The sequence below is a fragment of the Sphaerisporangium rufum genome, from assembly GCF_016863395.1.
GTDB lineage: Bacteria > Actinomycetota > Actinomycetes > Streptosporangiales > Streptosporangiaceae > Sphaerisporangium > Sphaerisporangium rufum.
The window spans coordinates 1-14686 of the sequence record NZ_BOOU01000019.1 but is presented as its reverse complement, the minus strand read 5'-3'; the positions used below and the strand labels follow the sequence as shown (position 1 = coordinate 14686).

Sequence of the window (14686 nt, the reverse complement as noted above, 5' to 3'; positions counted from 1 at the left end):
GCCGCCGCCGGACCGGCCGGCGGCGGCGCGGGGCGCTCGGCCGCCGCTCGCTACTGGATGCCGGCCTTGGTGCACTTGTCGGCGAAGTCGCCGGTGCACAGCTCGTCCTTGGACACGTACCCGTCGGCGACGACGTCCTTGACGTTCTCGATCGTGATCGCCTGCGGCTCCAGCAGCACCGAGGGGACGTCCCGGTTGCCCTCGGGGTCCTTGACCGTGGCGGGCGCGGACGGCTTCTCGCCCTTGGCCAGCGCGATGGCGAGCTCGGCGGTGGCGTCGGCCTCCTTCTTGACCGCCTTGTAGACCGTCATGCACTGGTCACCGGCCAGGATGTTCTGCAGGCCCTGGACGGTGGCGTCCTGCCCGGTCACCGGCACCTTGCCGTTGAGCTTCTGCTTCTTCAGCACGGTGATGGCGGCGTTGCCCAGGCCGTCGTTGGCGGCCAGCACGCCGGCGATCTTGGGCTCGGAGGTGAGCATCTGCTCGAAGATCTGGCCGGCCTTGGCGTTGTCCCAGTCCGGCACCGACTGGTCCGGGCCCTTCTTGAAGTCGCCCGAGTCGTACTTGGGCTTCAGCACGCCGTCGTAGCCGTCCTTGAACAGCGTGGCGTTGTTGTCGGTCGGCGAGCCGTTCAGCTCGGCGACGATCGGCTTGTCGGCCTTCTTGTCGGCCAGGCACTTCACCAGGCCCTCGCCCTGCAGGGTGCCGACCTTGGTGTTGTCGAAACTGACGTAGTAGGAGGCGCTGCCGCCCAGGGTGAGGCGGTCGTAGTCGATGGTGGCCACGCCCTGCGACTTGGCCTTGTCGAGCACGGCCTTGCCGGTGCCGCTGTCCAGGTTCACGATCACCAGCACGGTCGCGCCGTTGGTGATCATCTGGTCGGCGATGGTCTGGAAGGTGCTCTTGTTGCCCTGGGCGTTCTGGATGTCGTAGTCCACGCCGGCGGCCTTGAACGCCTCCTCCAGGTACTTGCGGTCCGCGGTCTCCCAGCGGGCCGAGGACTTGCTGTCCGGGAGGATGACGCCGATCTTGCCGGCGGCCTTGGCCGGAGCGGACGACGAACCGCCCTGGGCGCCGGTGTCCGCGGGCTCGTCCTGCCCGCAGGCGGCGAGTCCGAGGGTGAGGGCCGCCGCGGCGGCGGTCAGACCGAGGATCCCCTTGCGCATGGGTGCACCGGGTCCTTTCTGCTGTGGAGGGCCACCGCGGGGGTGGCGGGAAGGTCGGATACGGGGGCGCCGGCCAAGCCCTGGCCGGAGGGGTACGCGATGGTCCGGCCGGGGCGCGGCCGCCCATCGCGTTGAATGTTGTTTGCGGCAACGTATTCCGTGCCGCGCCCAGATACCAGACCCCTGACCGCAGAAGTTTGTTGTCGCCGGTAACAATCGGGAAACGTGGTCTTAATCGCGGGAGCGGAGGACGCCGGCCGGGTCGTAGGCGGTCTTGACGGCGGCCAGGCGGGTGCGCGTGGCCGGGTCGTGGGTCGCGAGCAGCTGCGCCGGCTCCTGCGCGCCGTAGTGGAAGTTCGGCGTGGCGCCGAGCGCCAGGTGCCCGAGGGCCGCGACGAAACGCCGGTGCACCGGCCGGGCCGCCGCCGCGCCGTCCGGTCCCAGCGGCGAGATGACGCGCAGGTTGTGACGGGCGTCCCGGTGGGCGACGGCGTTCGGCACCTCAGGTGCCACCGACAGCGCGCCGCCGAGGTGACGCGACTCGACGATGCACGGCACCGGCGCGTCCGGCCCGGTGGCCGCGAGCGCCGCCGAGAGCCCGGCCTCGTCCAGCCCGGACAGCATGACGTTGGTGCCCTGATAGCCGTGCGGCTCGGTGGGGTCGGTGTAGATCGACCCGGAGTCGGCGTAAGACATCTCGCCGAGACCGTCGATCAGCACGGGCGCCAGGGCGCGCAGCGGGGCGGCCAGCCGCTCCCCCTCGACGGCGCCACCGTCGTAGGCCACCCGCACGTGCAGCACCCGGCGGCCGCGGATCGGCTCCGGCACCCCGGAGACGTCCGGCATCGGGATCAGCGCGGCCGACGAGGTCAGCCGGTCCGGCAGGCCGCCGGTCCAGTCCAGGTAGCCGCGGAAGAGCTCCGCCGCGTGGGCGGGCTCGTCCGCGGCGAAGTACAGGCCGCCACCGAAGATCCGCTCCACCGGCATCAGCCGGATCCGCATGCCGGTCACCACGGCGAGACCGCCCCCGCCGCCGCGCAGCGCCCAGAACAGCTCGGGTTCGCCGTCGGGCCCCAGGTGCCGGAGCCGGCCGTCGGCGGTGACGGCGTCGATGCCGGTGACGTGGTCCGCGGCGTAGCCGTAGCGGCGGGCGAGCAGGCCGATGCCGCCGCCGAGCGTGTAGCCGACCGCGCCGACGCCGGGCGCCGCGCCGCTCAGCGGGGCGAGGCCGTACCGCGCGGCCTCGCGGACGACGGCCGCCCAGCGCGTGCCGGCCGCCAGCCAGGCAGTGCGCCCGGCCGGGTCCACCCGCACCTCGGCCATCCGCCGGGTGTCGATGAGCAGCCCGCCGGCCGCCGGCACCGCGGCGCCGTGCCCGGTCGCCTGGACGGTCACCGCCCAGGATCTGGCCGCGGCGAACTCCACCGCCGCCTGGACGTCGCCGGCCCCCGTGGCGCCGACGACCAGGTCCGGCCGGTGGCGTACGGCGGTCTGGAAACCAGACCGTCCGGCGTCGTAGCCCTCCGCCCCCGGCTCCAGCACCGGCCCGCGGACGGCCGGCCGGTGCGGCGGACGACCGGCGGACGGTCCGGTCCCGGCGTTCTTCATGATCGTCTCCCTTCGGTGCCGGCCGGGCCGCTCCCGGCCGCGGGTCCCCATCCTGCCGAGCCTGATTCGATAAGTCGAAGAGATAGATCTTCTATCAGCTATAATCGATGATTATGGAGATGCGGCAGCTGGAGTATTTCGTCGCCGTCGCCGAGGAGCGGAGCTTCACCCGGGCGGCCGCCCGGCTGCACGTGAGCCAGCCGGGCATCAGCGCGCAGATCCGCCGGCTGGAGCGCGAGCTGGGCCAGGAACTGCTCGACCGGTCCGCGCGCGGAACCGGGCTCACCAAGGTGGGCGCGGCCGTGCTGCCCTACGCCCGGGCGGCGCTCGAGGCCGCCGCGGGTGCCCGGCTGGCCGTCGACGAGATGACCGGCCTGCTGCGCGGCCAGGTCGCGATCGGTACGATCCCCTCCTGCCCGGCCCTGGACCTGCCGGGCCTGCTCGCCGGGTTCCACAAGGCGCACCCCGCGGTGGAGGTCACCCTGCGCGAGGCCACCTCCGCCGCGCTCGTCGACGACCTGCGCGCCGGCCTGCTGGACCTGGCGTTCGCCGCGCTCACCCCGGCCACCCCGGCCGGCCTGTCCACCCACGACGTCACCGACGAGCGCGTGGTCGCCGCGGTGGCGCCGGACGGCCCGCTGGCGGGCGTCACCACCATCACGGTGGCCGGGCTGCGCGACCAGGCGCTGATCAGCCTGCCGCCCGGCACCGGGCTGCGCTGGTGCCTGGAGGAGGCCTGCGCCGCCGCCGGGTTCCGGCCGCGGGTCGCGTTCGAGGCGGGGGACCCCGAGATGGTGGCCCGGCTCGCCGGGCAGGGGCTCGGCGTGGCGGTGCTGCCCGAGTCGGTGGCCGCCGCGCACGCCGGCGAGCTGCGGCCGATCGTCGTGACCGGCCCGGAGATGCGCGGGCGGATCGCCCTCACCTGGCGGTCCGAGGGCCCGATCACCCCCGCCGCCCGCGCCCTCCTCCAGCTCGCCGTGCTTACTCTGCGCGCTCCGCGCGCGGGTTCGGGCGCTCTTTAGCCGGAACCGGCCTGGGAGGGGCCGGCTGTGTACGAACGGCTTGCCGGCGCGCGGGGGGTGGGGGGTGGGGCGGCGGTTCAGGCGGGGAGGCTCTGGGCGATCAGGATGAGGGCGGCGATGGTGGCCAGGACGAGGATCGCGCCGCGTACCCGGCCGCCGTCCAGGAAGCGGCGCAGCGGCCCTGAGACGGCGAAGCCGACGATCATGAAGGGCAGCAGCAGGGCGCCCGCGGCGACGGAGCGGGCGGGCAGCCGGCCGACGATGGCGAGCAGCACGAGCGACTGCGCGGCGGCGAGCAGGAAGTACGCGGCCAGGGTGGCACGGACCTGCGGCCCTTTGGCGTTCTGGTAGACCAGGGCCATCGGCGGCCCGCCGATGCCGGTGGCCGTGCCGGTCACCCCGGACACCAGGCCGGCGCCGGCCAGCGTGAGCCGGTTGCGGGGAACGGCGGGCGCGGTGGCGGTGATCGCCACCGCGAGCAGCACCATCCCGCCGACCAGGACGCCGAGCACCGAGGTCGACACGTAGACGACGACCACCGCGCCGAGCAGGCTCCCCGGCAGCCGGCCGAGCAGCCCGAAGGCCAGCCCGCGCCAGTCGATGCCGCGCCATTCCCTGGCCAGGGTGAAGAAGGGCAGCGCGCAGTTGACCACCTGGATCGCCCCGGGCATGAGGTCGGGCCGCAGCGCGGTGATCAGCGGAGCCGCGATGAGTCCCAACCCGAATCCGGCGCCGCCCTGCACGACCGCGCCGACGAACACCGCGAAACCTCCACAGAGCAGAATGAAGATCTCCGAGCGCATGAGAGGACCGTACCGGGCCGCCGGACCGGCGCGGCGGGCCGGGCGGCCGTGCCCGTTTCGTCAAGTGACCGGGCGCTCTGCGGCAAGGACATCGGTCGGGGCGCCGTGCCATCCTCGTACCGGCCGCCCGGGGTGCTCGGCCCTGGGCGGCCGCGCCGCCCGCTACCAGGCCACCGGCAGGGCGTGCACCCCGAGGATGGCCATGCCGTCACGGGTCGGCACCTGCCCGGGGACGGTGACGAGCCGCAGCCCGTGAAACCGGCGCAGCAGCATCGGATAGGCGATCCGCATCTCCGTGCGGGCGAGCTGCCGGCCCAGGCCCTGGTGCACGCCGTGCCCGAAGCCCATCTGGCCGCTCGGCCGGCGTAGCACGTCCAGGCCGTCCTGGCCGGTGAAGTGGCCGGCGGCCGCGAGCGAGACGGTCACCGTCTCGCCGGCCCTGATCAGGTGGCCGTCGAGCTCGACGTCCTCCCGCGCGGCGCGTACCGGGCCGGCGTGCACGATCGTGAGATGGCGCAGCAGCTCCTCCACCGCGTGCGCGGCCGGCGACGGGTCGTCGCGCAGCGCGGCGAGCCGCGCCGGGTCGCGCAGCAGGGTGAAGACGCCGAGCGCCAGCATGTTCGCGGTGATCTCCTGCCCGGCGACGAGCAGCAGCATCGCCATGCCGGTGATCTCGTCCTTGGTGAGCTGCCGGGTGGCCACCAGGTGGCTGATCAGGTCGTCACCCGGCGTGGCGCGCCGGACGACCACCAGCTCGCGCAGCATGCCCATCAGCTCGTCCAGCGCGGCCCGCGCCCGCTCGGGCGGGACGGAAGGGGCGATCAGGTCCGCCGTGCAGCGCTGGAATCGCTCGTGTTCGGCGCGAGGGACGCCGAGCAGCTCGCAGATCACCAGGGACGGCACGGGCAGCGTGAACTCCCGGACCAGGTCGGCGGGCGGGCCGGCGCCGGCCATGGCGTCCAGCCGGTCCCGGGCGATCTCGGCGATCCGCGGCTCCAGCGCGCGCAGGTGCCGCGGGGTGAACCGCCCGTCGACCAGGCGGCGCAGCCGGGTGTGCTCGGCCGGATCCTTCTCCCGGAAGAAGCCCGGCACCTCGGCCAGCAGCCGCCGGGTGATGCGGTCACCCGCCGGCGGGTGCGGCCGGGCCGGCTCGGCGCCGAACCGGGGGTCGGCGAGCACCGCCCGCGCGGCGGCGGCCCCGGTGACGAGCCAGCCGGCGCGGCCGTCGGCGTACACCAGCGGCCGGACGGGGTCCTCTTCGCGCCACTGCCGCGACCGCGGTGGCGGGCCGGGCGGATCCTGCCGGGCCTGCGGGAAAGCAGCGCGGCTCGGCATGGTCTGCGGCATGACGCGCTCCCCCCTTTCTTCCCATGACCCTACAAGCCGCGAAATATCCGACAATGAGGGAATTGTCGAAGTCAGGGCAATTTCCGGTGCAGGATCGCCATCGACGATGCCGCAGGTGGCACGGCATCCGGAAGCAGGATGGCCGCCCGCACTGGCGGTCTGCTGGAGTCCCGGTCGAATCCGGGATATCACCGTATTCCTGACAGTCGACCGACGGCCACGGCGGGCCGGTAAATCTTTTCCCCGCACTCGGCACCCCGCATCCCCCCGTTGCCGTGCCGTTCTCCCGCGGGCGGCGGCGGGCGGACCGGCCCGCCGCGAATGTCGAACGGCCCGGGCGGGAATGCCGAACGGCCCGGCGGGTGGGCACCCGCCGGGCCGTCCAGTGGAACGCGCCGCCGCCTCAGCCGCGGGCGAGCAGCGACCGCAGCACGTACTGCATGATGCCGCCGTGCCGGTAGTAGTCCGCCTCGCCGGGGGTGTCGATCCGGACGACCGCCTGGAACTCCTTGTCCCCCGCCTTCACCGTGACGGTCGCGGGTGTGGTCCCGGAGTTCAGCTCCTCGACGCCGGTGATGTCGAACGTCTCCTCGCCGGTCAGGCCGAGCGATGCGGCCGACTCGCCCTCGGGGAACTGCAGCGGCAGCACCCCCATGCCGATCAGGTTGGACCGGTGGATGCGCTCGTAGGACTCGGCGATCACCGCGCGCACCCCGAGCAGCGCGGTCCCCTTGGCCGCCCAGTCGCGCGAGGAGCCCGAGCCGTACTCCTTGCCGGCCAGCACCACCAGCGGGACCCCGGCGGCCTGGTAGTTCACCGAGGCGTCGTAGATCGTGGACACCGGCCCGCCGTCGGCGGTGAAGTCGCGGGTGAAGCCGCCCTCGGTGCCCGGCGCGATCTGGTTGCGCAGCCGGATGTTGGCGAACGTGCCGCGGATCATCACCTCGTGGTTGCCGCGCCGCGAGCCGTAGGAGTTGAAGTCCCGCACCTCGACGCCGTTGTCCTTCAGGTACCGCCCCGCGGGCGAGTCGGCCTTGATCGACCCGGCCGGCGAGATGTGGTCGGTGGTGACCGAGTCGCCGAGCAGCGCCAGCACCCGCGCGCCGCGGATGTCGGTCACCGGCTCCGGCTTCTCCGGCATGCCGTCGAAGTAGGGCGCCTTGCGGACGTAGGTCGAGGCGGGGTCCCACTCGAAGGTATCGCCGGTCGGGATGGGCAGCGCCCGCCAGGTGTCGTCACCGGTGAACACGTCGGCGTAGTCCCGGCGGAACATCTCCTCGCCGATGGACGAGCCGACCACCTCGGCGACCTCCTGGCCCGACGGCCAGATGTCGCGCAGGTACACCGGCTCGCCGTCCGACCCGGTGCCGAGCGGCTCGGTGTCCAGGTCGACGTCCATGCTGCCGGCCAGCGCGTAGGCGACCACCAGCGGCGGCGAGGCCAGGTAGTTCATCTTGACGTCGGGGTTGATCCGGCCCTCGAAGTTGCGGTTGCCGGACAGCACCGCGGTGACCGCCAGGTCGTTGTCCTGCACGGCGGCGGAGATCTCCTCCGGCAGCGGGCCGGAGTTGCCGATGCAGGTGGTGCAGCCGTAACCGACCAGGTTGAACCCGAGCTTGTCCAGGTACGGCGTGAGGCCGGCCCGCTCGAAGTAGCCGGTGACGACCTGCGAGCCGGGGGCCAGCGAGGTCTTCACCCACGGCTTGCGGGTGAGCCCCCGGTCGACCGCGTTGCGGGCCAGCAGCGCCGCGCCGATCATCACGTACGGGTTGGAGGTGTTGGTGCAGGAGGTGATCGCGGCGATCACGACCGCGCCGTGGTCGAGCTCGAAGGAGGTGCCGTCGGCCAGCGTCACCGGCACCGGCGCGCTGGGCCGGCCCGCCTGCGCCTCGGCGCCGGGCGCGGTGGCGGCGTGCGGCTCGTCGCCCTCGGCGCGCTCCCCGTCGGCGCCCAGGTTGGAGGCCGGGGCGTCGGAGGCCGGGAAGGACTCCTTGCCCTCCTCGTCCACCCCGTTGGCGTCCGGGACGAACACCCGCACGTCGCGTCGCCAGGTGTCCTTGGCCGCGGCCAGCTCGATGCGGTCCTGCGGCCGCTTGGGCCCGGCGATGGACGGCACGACCGTGGACAGGTCGAGCTCGATGTACTCGGAGAACTCCGGCTCGGCGGCGGGGTCGTGCCACAGGCCCTGGGCCTTGGCGTACGCCTCGACCAGCGCCACCTGCTCGGCGGTGCGGCCGGTCAGCCGCAGGTACTTCACGGTCTCCTCGTCGATCGGGAAGATCGCGCAGGTGGAGCCGAACTCCGGGCTCATGTTGCCGATGGTGGCCCGGTTGGCCAGCGGGACCGCCGCCACGCCCTCGCCGTAGAACTCCACGAACTTGCCGACGACGCCGTGCCGGCGCAGCATCTCGGTGATGCGCAGCACCAGGTCGGTCGCGGTGGCGCCGGCGGGCAGCTCGCCGGTCAGCTTGAAGCCCACCACGCGCGGGATGAGCATGGAGATCGGCTGGCCGAGCATCGCGGCCTCGGCCTCGATGCCGCCGACGCCCCAGCCGAGCACGCCGAGGCCGTTCTCCATGGTGGTGTGCGAGTCGGTGCCGACGCAGGTGTCGGGGTAGGCCCGGCCGTCGCGGATCATGACGACCCGGGCCAGGTGCTCGATGTTGACCTGGTGCACGATGCCGGTGCCGGGCGGGACGACCTTGAACTCGTCGAACGCCGTCTGCCCCCAGCGCAGGAACTGGTAACGCTCGTGGTTGCGCTCGTACTCGCGCTCGACGTTGCGCCGGAAGGAGTCCGGCGCGCCGAAATGGTCGACGATGACGGAGTGGTCGATGACCAGCTCGGCCGGCGCGAGCGGGTTGATCCGGGCCGGGTCGCCGCCGAGGTCGCCGACCGCCTCGCGCATGGTGGCCAGGTCCACCACGCACGGCACGCCGGTGAAGTCCTGCATGATCACCCGGGCCGGAGTGAACTGGATCTCGACGCTGGGGGCGGCGGAGGGGTCCCAGCCGCCGAGCGCGCGGATGTGGTCGGCGGTGATGTTCGCGCCGTCCTCGGTGCGCAGCAGGTTCTCCAAAAGGATCTTCAGGCTGTACGGGAGGCGTGCCGACCCCTCGACGGCGTCCAGCCGGTAGATCTCGTAGGCCGCGTCACCGACGCGGAGTGTGTCACGGCTGCCGAAGCTGTTCGCGGACACGGAGACTCGCCTCCCTTGATTCACGCTCATCGCGACCGACGATGGGCCGCCCATAAAGTGGGGTTCGCCCCATAGATCCTGCCGCACCGGCGAAGTGGCCCGCCTCGTTAGGACGTCCTAACCCCTCCGTCGCGACAGATCTCTCGACATCAAGATATCGGGTCACATATCTCGACATCAAGTTACTCTCAGGTAATATCGGCTGCGGGCGCCCGCCGCCTCAGCCGGCGGCCGGCGTGAGCCGGAGCGCGAACAGGCCGATCACCACGACCGACAGCACCGGCCCGACCAGCTGGACCTCGAACTTGCGGCCGGTCTTGATGCCGATCCGGTACGGCAGCACCCAGCGGCCCTTCACCGGCCACAGCACCGGGCAGCCGCGCTCGGTCAGGCAGTCGCCGACCACGTGGACCAGCGAGCCGATGCCGACGGCGAACCCGAGCCAGGCGTAGCCGACGCCTCCCGAGCGGAACATCAGGAACGCCGCCGCGGTCAGGCCGATGTTGACCAGCGCCGAGGTGATCTCCTTGCCGGGCACGCCGATGCCGATCGCCCGGATGGCCAGGCCGATCATCAGCACCACCATGACGTCCCTGGCCACCGGGTACGCCCCGGCCAGCAGATGCGCGCCGATCCCGGCGGCCAGCGCGAACAGCAGCGAGTGCGTGGCGTGCCGGTGCCCGCCGCTCGCCCAGTTCACCGCCTTGCTCAGCACCCAGGTGGCCGGGCCGAACGTCTGGGCGATCGTGGCGTGCGGGTGGTCCAGGTCGGGCAGCATCGCCGCGCCGGCGCAGACCAGCGCCCCGGCGATCAGCTCGCCCGGGCTCAGCACGCCCGCCACGGCGGGATACAGCGATTCCGGGAACGGTCCGGTGCCGGGCAGGGCGGCGAGTCCCGGTGCGACCAGCAGCCAGACCGTCGCGCCGCTGAGCGCGTGCGTGTGCCCCATCATGCGTCGATCACGTAGTGGGACCCTACGGCAAAAACTCGGCCAAGCGGCGAAGATATCGGCGCCGGATGCGGCGTGTCGCCCGGACACGCGGGGTCACCGGCGACCCCCGGGAAAGCAGAGCGGGACCGTCCCGCACTGAGAGCACCCCCCAGCCCTCCCAGCGCAGAACGATCCCGTTCGACCGTGACAACGCTCAGGTCCCGGCCGGTGTTCCCGGCTGAGGGTGACTTACGTCACGTCCGGGGATCGCGGTGGCCGCGGCGAGTTCCCGCGGGGTGACCACCCGCAGGAACGGCACCACCAGCAGCGCCGCCGCCGCGGCGAAGACCGCGAAGGCGGCCCGCACGCCGGCCAGCTCGGCCAGGATCCCGGCCACCCCGGCCGCCAGCGGTAGCGTGCCCCAGCTCAGCATCCGCGAGGCGGCGCCGTACCGGCCGAGCAAATGGTCGGGCACCAGGTTCTGGGAGATGGTGCGGGCGTTGACCGTCCACAGGGTCCCGCCCATGCCGCCGAGGAAGGCCGCCGCGCCGACCGCCCAGGCGACCGGCAGCACCGGCGGGACGATCATCATGAGGAACGTGCCGACCAGGTCGGCGAACAGCGCCCAGCGGACGCCGAGCAGCCGGTTGACCACGGAGGTCAGCGCGGCGCCGGCCAGCCCGCCCACGCCGATGGCGCTGATCAGCAGCCCGTAGCCGGCCGGATCCAGGGCCAGCACGCCGGTCGCGTAGGAGGGCAGCAGGGCCAGCCAGGCGCTCCAGCAGCCCGCGAGCACGGAGATGGTGAGCGCCATCGTGCGCAGCAGGCGCTGCCGCCACAGGAAGACCAGACCTTCCTTGATCTCGCCGAGCATCGCACGCCCGCCGCCGCCCGAACCGGCGGGCGGGACGGGAACGTCCGCGGCCGGTGCGGCGCGGCCGGTGAAGCGCCCGGCGAGCAGCATGATCAGCACTGCGCCGAGCAGGAACCCGCCGGCCGAGGAGCCGAGCGCCAGCGCGGCCCCGGCCCCGGCCAGCAGGCCGCCGACCGCCGGGCCGCAGAACTCGCCGGCCAGCGTCTCGGCGCCGGCGATCCAGGCGTTGGCCCGGCCGCGCCGCCGCCGCGGGATCGCGGCCGGCACCAGCGCGCTCACCGCCGTGGTCCCGACCACATCGGCCACCCCCACCACCAGGCCGGCGGCGTACAGCAGCGGCAGGCTCAGCAGCCCGGCCGGCACGGCGGCCAGCAGCCCGCCCACCGCCACCAGCCGGGCCAGCCCGGCGGCCACGGCGAGACGGCGCCGGTCCCACCGGTCCACCAGCACGCCGACCGGCAGCGAGCACAGCAGCCACGGCAGCGTGAGGGTCAGCGCCACCCCCGCCACCAGGCCGGGCGAGCCGGTCAGCCCCACCGCGAGCAGCGGGAGCGCGACCTTCAGGACGCCGTCGGCGAGGTTGGTGACCGCGGTGAAGGTCACCAGCACGATCTCGTTGCGGCCGGCTCCGGGCCCGTCCGCGGGCCGCGGTGCCGGCCCGCCGTCCAGCGCCGCCCGTCCGGCCGTCGCGACATCCTGTGCCATTTTTAACCACCTATCCTGTTAGATGGTGTGAGCCTAACCGGCTTTCTGGTTTGATGGAAGAGTGACCGAACCGCCGGCGCCGGCCGCCCTGCTCCTCGACTTCGCCAACACCGTGGACATCGAGGAGGGCACCGACTCCATCGCGTCCTATGAGGGCTGGCGCGCCTGGCTCGCCGCCCGCCGCCCGGACCGGCCGACCGGCCGCCGGGAGCACGAGCAGGCCCTGGCGCTGCGCGCCGGACTGCGCGCACGCCTGCTCGCCACCAACGGCGGCGAGGTGGACGCGGCCGCCCTGGACCGGGCGCACGCCGTGCTGGACGCCCTCCCGCTGCCGGTACGGCTGGACACCGGGACCCCGCTGGCCGCGACGGACACCGTGGGCGAGATCGCCGCGGCCTGGGTCGCCGTGGCGGCGGGCGGCGACTGGCCGCGCCTCAAGCAGTGCCCGAACCACGAGTGCGGCTGGGTGTTCTGGGACGCCACCCGCAGCCGCACCCGCCGCTGGTGCTCCATGCGGGTCTGCGGCAACCGCGCCAAGGTCCGCGCCTACGCCACCCGCAGGCAGGCCTGACCGGCACAGGTCCAGCCCCCCGGCGGAGGCGATGGCAGGCCGGGAGATCACCGGCCGTCTCGAAACCGGGGATTGCTCTTCGAATGTTCTCGATATATCGTTGAGACATCGAGAGCGGTCAGGAAACGATCGCTCGCAGCCGACCGGAGGAGTGCCATGACCCACGCGCATCCCCTGCACGCCGGCCCCTGGGGCGACCCCCGGGCGCTGCGGCGCGGCCTGGCCACGCTCGCCGCGATGTCCGCCGCCTGGCACCAGGGACCCCACCACCGCGGCCGGCCCGGCCCGCCCGGCGAGCACGACGCCCCGGGCCAGCGCCGCGGGCGCGGGCGCGGCGGCCCCGGCGCCTTCCCCTGGGACTTCGCGCGCGGGCCGTTCGGTCCCGGTTTCGGGCGCGGCGGCCCGTTCGGCCCGTTCGGCCGCGGCGGCCGCAAGGCCAAGCGCGGCGACGTCCGGGCGGCGATCCTCGCGCTGCTCGCCGAGGAGCCGCGCAACGGCTACCAGGTCATCCAGGAGATCGCCCAGCGGAGCCAGGGCGGCTGGAAGCCCAGCCCCGGCGCGGTGTACCCCGCCCTCCAGCAGCTCACCGACGAAGGGCTGGTGCGCGCCGAGGAGACCGACGGCCGCAAGACCTTCCGCCTCACCGACGCCGGCCGCGCCTACGTGGCCGAGCACCCCGACGAGGTGCGCGCGCCCTGGGAGGAGATGCGCCCGGACGTGGACGACGGCGTGCACGAGCTCTTCGACCTCACCCGCCAGGCCGCCGCGGCGCTGTTCCAGATCGCGCAGACCGGCACCGACGCGCAGCTGCGCCAGGCCGGCCAGATCCTGACGGAGACCCGCCGCAAGCTGTACCAGATTCTGGCCGACGGCGACCCCGGGGACGAGTGACCCCGGCCTTTCGGAGGAGGAGCCGATGACCGACGATCTGCGCGTCGGCGACGCCGAACGCGACGCGGTGATGGCCGACCTGCGCGAGCACTTCGCGCAGGGCCGGCTCACCCACGAGGAGCTCGGCGAGCGGCTGGACGCCGCCCTGGCCGCCCGCACCGCCGGCGAGCTGCGGCGGGTGACGGCCGACCTGCCCGGCGCCCCGGCCCCGCCGGGCGGGCCCCGGGCGGGCGGCCGGACGCCGCCGCCCGGCCCGGTGTGGCAGGGTCCGGTGTGGCAGGGCCCGCACCCGTTCCAGGTGGGCCCCCGCCCGTTCCCGGTCCGGCCCGGACCGCGGCGGCCGTCGCCGGTGGCGGCCTTCGTGCTGGCCGCCGCCCTGCTGGCCGCGGTGGTGACCGGGTCGCCGGTCCCGGTGTTCGTCCTGTTGAAGCTGGCGTTCCTGGCCTGGATCGTGACCGCCGTGCTCGGCCGCGTCCGCCACCGGCACCACGGCCCCCGCCATCCCCGCCGCCGCCATCTCCAGCACGGCCACCGGCACCGAACCGGCACCGAACCGGCACTGACGCGCGCTGACGCGCGCTGACGCGGCACTGCCATGGCACTGACGCGGCGCTGACGGCCGCCCGCCCGCCCCGCATCGGGGCGGGCACGCCCGGCTTTTGGGCCTTGACGGTCCCGGTCGGCCGTTTCATGATCCCTCTGTTCGTGCCGACCGGCGTGATCCCCGGTCCCGGCTCGCCGCTCGCCGCGCGTGCCGGCGAGCACGGTCCGCGATCGGCCGGTGCCACCGGGTCCCGGCTCCGCCCCGGGGCGCCCGCGCCACCGGACGACGAGGGAGTACCGAATGGCCCTGACGACGACGGGTGACCAGCCGGCCGCCGGCGTGCTGCGGGAGGTGCGGCGGGCCCCGGCGGCGCTGCTGGGCCGCGAGGAGTACGGCCGGGAGTTCCAGGCCGCCTACCAGAACGCCTCGGGCGTGGTGTGGAAGCTGGAACGGGCGCAGGAGTTCCACGAACCGTACGAGCCGAGCTGGGTGGCGATGGCCGAGGGCGACTGGGAACGTTCCCTGCGGCTGATCGACGAGCGGCGCGGCTCGCTGGCCGCCGAGTACGCCGGGTACGCCGAGTTCCGCCGGGTCCGGATCGTCGCCGAGCCGCTCACCCCCTACCTGCAGTGGGAGCTGCACGTGCTGGCCGCCCGGGTGGCGGCCGGCGAGCGGGCCCGGGTGCTGCCCGCCACCGCGATCGGCCCGCTGGAAGAGGCAGGGCCGCTCCCCGAGCTGCTGGTCTTCGCCTCCCCTCTCATGTACGAGGTGCGCTACGACCGGCGGGGGGCGCACCTGGGCGGCCGCCGGATCACCGACCCCGGCACGGTCGCCGGCTGCCGCGCGGCACTGGCCGCGCTGTACGCCCAGGGCGAGGACCTGGCGGCCTACGTCCGCCGCGCCGTCGAGCCGCTCCCGCCGCCGGCCGTCCGCGCCGCCGCCGGGCGGCGGCCGGCCTGATCACAGCCGCGGGTCCACCGGCTCGGACTCCAGGGCGAGGACCGCGAAGACCGGCTCGTGCACCC

The 14686-nt window shown here is 74.0% G+C and carries 12 protein-coding genes; 5 read left to right on the top strand and 7 right to left on the bottom strand.

The window, feature by feature from the left end; all coding sequences use genetic code 11:
- Window positions 1–50: 50 nt before the first annotated feature.
- Both Sru01_RS07120 and Sru01_RS07115 read right to left on the bottom strand, forming a co-directional pair.
- Window positions 51–1166 carry a sugar ABC transporter substrate-binding protein gene (locus Sru01_RS07120; RefSeq protein WP_203983078.1) on the bottom strand — a complete coding sequence of 372 codons (1116 nt, stop codon included), beginning with the start codon at window positions 1164–1166 and terminating at the stop codon, window positions 51–53.
- A gap of 231 nt (window positions 1167–1397) precedes the next feature.
- Window positions 1398–2774: an FAD-binding oxidoreductase gene (locus tag Sru01_RS07115; RefSeq protein ID WP_203983077.1), complete on the bottom strand. Its 1377-nt coding sequence runs from the start codon at window positions 2772–2774 to the stop codon at window positions 1398–1400.
- A gap of 113 nt (window positions 2775–2887) precedes the next feature.
- On the opposite strand from Sru01_RS07115, the gene Sru01_RS07110 reads away from it, so the two are divergent.
- On the top strand, window positions 2888–3796 hold the full coding sequence (locus Sru01_RS07110) for a LysR family transcriptional regulator (RefSeq protein WP_203983076.1): 909 nt from the start codon (window positions 2888–2890) through the stop codon (window positions 3794–3796).
- A gap of 77 nt (window positions 3797–3873) precedes the next feature.
- Here Sru01_RS07110 and Sru01_RS07105 read toward each other — a convergent pair whose 3' ends face one another.
- From Sru01_RS07105 to Sru01_RS07085, 5 genes are all read right to left on the bottom strand, one after another.
- Window positions 3874–4599, bottom strand: coding sequence for a sulfite exporter TauE/SafE family protein (locus Sru01_RS07105; RefSeq protein ID WP_203983075.1), 726 nt, complete (start codon window positions 4597–4599; stop codon window positions 3874–3876).
- A 162-nt stretch (window positions 4600–4761) separates the two neighbouring features.
- Window positions 4762–5946 carry a cytochrome P450 gene (locus tag Sru01_RS07100; RefSeq protein ID WP_203983074.1) on the bottom strand — a complete coding sequence of 395 codons (1185 nt, stop codon included), beginning with the start codon at window positions 5944–5946 and terminating at the stop codon, window positions 4762–4764.
- Window positions 5947–6349: 403 nt separating this feature from the next.
- Entirely contained in the window at window positions 6350–9145 is a 2796-nt protein-coding gene (locus tag Sru01_RS07095; protein WP_275412143.1) for an aconitate hydratase, read from the bottom strand.
- 220 nt (window positions 9146–9365) lie between these two features.
- On the bottom strand, window positions 9366–10097 hold the full coding sequence (locus Sru01_RS07090) for a metal-dependent hydrolase (protein ID WP_203983072.1): 732 nt from the start codon (window positions 10095–10097) through the stop codon (window positions 9366–9368).
- Between the two features lie 193 nt (window positions 10098–10290).
- Window positions 10291–11655, bottom strand: a complete 1365-nt coding sequence (locus tag Sru01_RS07085; RefSeq protein ID WP_203983071.1) for an MFS transporter — start codon at window positions 11653–11655, stop codon at window positions 10291–10293.
- A gap of 61 nt (window positions 11656–11716) precedes the next feature.
- Between Sru01_RS07085 and Sru01_RS07080 the strand changes: the two genes are divergently transcribed.
- The 4 genes from Sru01_RS07080 to Sru01_RS07065 all read left to right on the top strand — a co-directional run bounded on the left by Sru01_RS07080 (window position 11717) and on the right by Sru01_RS07065 (window position 14621).
- Window positions 11717–12226 (top strand): CGNR zinc finger domain-containing protein, encoded by a 510-nt coding sequence (locus Sru01_RS07080; protein ID WP_203983070.1) that lies wholly within the window; start codon window positions 11717–11719, stop codon window positions 12224–12226.
- 156 nt (window positions 12227–12382) lie between these two features.
- A complete protein-coding gene (locus Sru01_RS07075; protein WP_239137061.1) occupies window positions 12383–13117 on the top strand; it encodes a PadR family transcriptional regulator in 735 nt (244 codons plus the stop codon).
- A 25-nt stretch (window positions 13118–13142) separates the two neighbouring features.
- Complete coding sequence (locus Sru01_RS07070; protein ID WP_203983069.1) at window positions 13143–13700, top strand: DUF1707 SHOCT-like domain-containing protein; 558 nt, start codon at window positions 13143–13145, stop codon at window positions 13698–13700.
- A gap of 261 nt (window positions 13701–13961) precedes the next feature.
- Complete coding sequence (locus Sru01_RS07065) at window positions 13962–14621, top strand: DUF6879 family protein (RefSeq protein WP_203983068.1); 660 nt, start codon at window positions 13962–13964, stop codon at window positions 14619–14621.
- The last annotated feature ends 65 nt before the right edge of the window (window positions 14622–14686 follow it).